Source organism: Autumnicola patrickiae (assembly GCF_031846525.1).
Classification (GTDB): domain Bacteria; phylum Bacteroidota; class Bacteroidia; order Flavobacteriales; family Flavobacteriaceae; genus Autumnicola; species Autumnicola patrickiae.
The window spans coordinates 1-1837 of sequence record NZ_JAVRHM010000055.1 but is presented as its reverse complement, the minus strand read 5'-3'; the positions used below and the strand labels follow the sequence as shown (position 1 = coordinate 1837).

The following is a 1837-nucleotide window of genomic DNA, read 5'->3' as shown; positions in this document are numbered from 1 at the left end:
AAAATTATAGAGGTAGTTACAGACTTAAGGACTACCGCGAATACAATTCTTATATCCACTAAAGTTCCGGTAATCCCACCGGTAGAAAGCGTATAAATACCTTTTACCTTATTGGAGTTATTAAGGAGCAGCATTTTAAAACTTTCAAAGAGTTCAATGTTGTGTTTATCCCAATGCTCAAATAGAAGGTTGGCAGCATCACGGGAAGAAGATATTTTGGGAAGCATTTTTGTTTTAATACTTCCGCTATAACTTATTGCGATTTCATTAACTTTGGTTTCCATTATTAATTTGTTTAAAGTTAGATAATGAAAGAGGGCGCAATTTTCGACGATGACGCCCTCTTTACTTTTAATTAATTATTATCCTGTTTTGAGCTGCTCAATAAAAGGATCTCATTTACCAGAATTTCGGTGATGTACTGTTTTTCTCCAGCTTCATTGTTATACGTGCGATAAGTTAATTTGCCTTTAATAGCAATTTCCTTTCCCTTAGCGATATACTTACTAGCTAGTTCTGCCTGCTTACTCCAGGCTACAAGCTGGTGCCATTGTGTTTCCTGAGTTTTCTCTCCGTCTTTAAAAAATTGTTCATTGGTGGCCAGAGAGAATCGGCAAACCAACATACCGTTTTCAAACCTGTGAGATTTTGGATCTTCCCCTACGTTTCCAATTAACTGTACTGTGTTTCTAAGCGTTTTCATAACTAAAAGATTTAAAGGTTTATAATTGATTTTTAACTGATTTACTTATTGTATCCTGAGCGTTTTCCTTTTTTGATTTTTTAATTCCGCTTCCTTTTTGTGGATTTGTATGATTTCATTTTTCCGTTTTTAGATTTACTTTCCGTAGCGCCTTCACTGTTACCTTTTTTTGATGCTGATACATTTTCAAGATTTAGAATTAGGGAGGACTTATAAAAAGGGAGCGCAGAAACCGGCTTTATGCAGTCCGGACTAACTTCTAAAACTTGGTATTTTGCATTACAAAAAAAGGTAGTGGCAGTGAAGGCCGGGAATACTTCAAATAGGTAAATGGAAGAGTAGGGAAGGAGCAGGAAGCGGAATTAAATTAATTATGGAATCCAATTTGAGGACTTAAGTGGAAAACCGGAACCGGGAATGAGGCATTTCCGCCATTTAGGCGGAATAAGCGAAATGGAAGGTGACGGTTTTTCGCTTGTGTCCGGTGCTTGTGAATGAAGCTCTTTAGCCTGGAGGTACGGAAGGCTAATGTGCTGAATGATTATATAATATTAATTCTCTGTTCTGCGTATTTGTAATTACCAATTCTAACAGTATTAATTGCTATGTGAAATTTAGGCTGATAGAGAAGGCATTGTTAAAGATTTTTATTTGACTCAATTTTCTTATCTTTAAAAAGAACATTAAAAACCAATTATTACTATGGGTAAATTTGAGATTAAAAAAGATAAAGCAGGAGAATTCCGTTTTAACCTAAAGGCCAGAAATGGTCAAGTGATTTTAAGCAGCGAAGGCTACAAAGCAAAGCCCTCTTGTATGAATGGGATAGAGTCTGTTCGGAAAAATTCTCAGTTGGATGAACTTTTTGAACGTAAAGAAACGGCTTCTGGTCATAGATTCAATCTGAAGTCAACTAACGGTCAGGTTATCGGCACAAGCGAAGTTTACACTACCCTAAATGCTATGGAAAATGGAATTACTTCAGTGAAAAAGAATGCACCCGATGCAGGAATAGACGATAATTCTTAGGTCTTAGTTTTTGGATTAATTATAGGTAGTGCTGCTTAAATTATCCTGGTAGCACTATTTTTTTGACTTCAAATAAAAGTTTGGATGAGAGCTTCTAGAACGTTA

The 1837-nt window shown here is 35.9% G+C and carries 3 protein-coding genes; 1 reads left to right on the top strand and 2 read right to left on the bottom strand.

Going from position 1 to position 1837, the window contains the following annotated elements; genetic code table 11:
- On the bottom strand, window positions 1-284 hold a 284-nt coding region (locus RM549_RS19285; protein ID WP_311687736.1), incomplete at its 3' end, for a JAB domain-containing protein.
- Window positions 285-355: 71 nt separating this feature from the next.
- Window positions 356-703: a single-stranded DNA-binding protein gene (locus RM549_RS19280; RefSeq protein ID WP_311687734.1), complete on the bottom strand. Its 348-nt coding sequence runs from the start codon at window positions 701-703 to the stop codon at window positions 356-358.
- Window positions 704-1405: 702 nt separating this feature from the next.
- Between RM549_RS19280 and RM549_RS19275 the strand changes: the two genes are divergently transcribed.
- Window positions 1406-1732, top strand: coding sequence for a YegP family protein (locus tag RM549_RS19275; RefSeq protein WP_198627715.1), 327 nt, complete (start codon window positions 1406-1408; stop codon window positions 1730-1732).
- Window positions 1733-1837 lie beyond the last annotated feature (105 nt).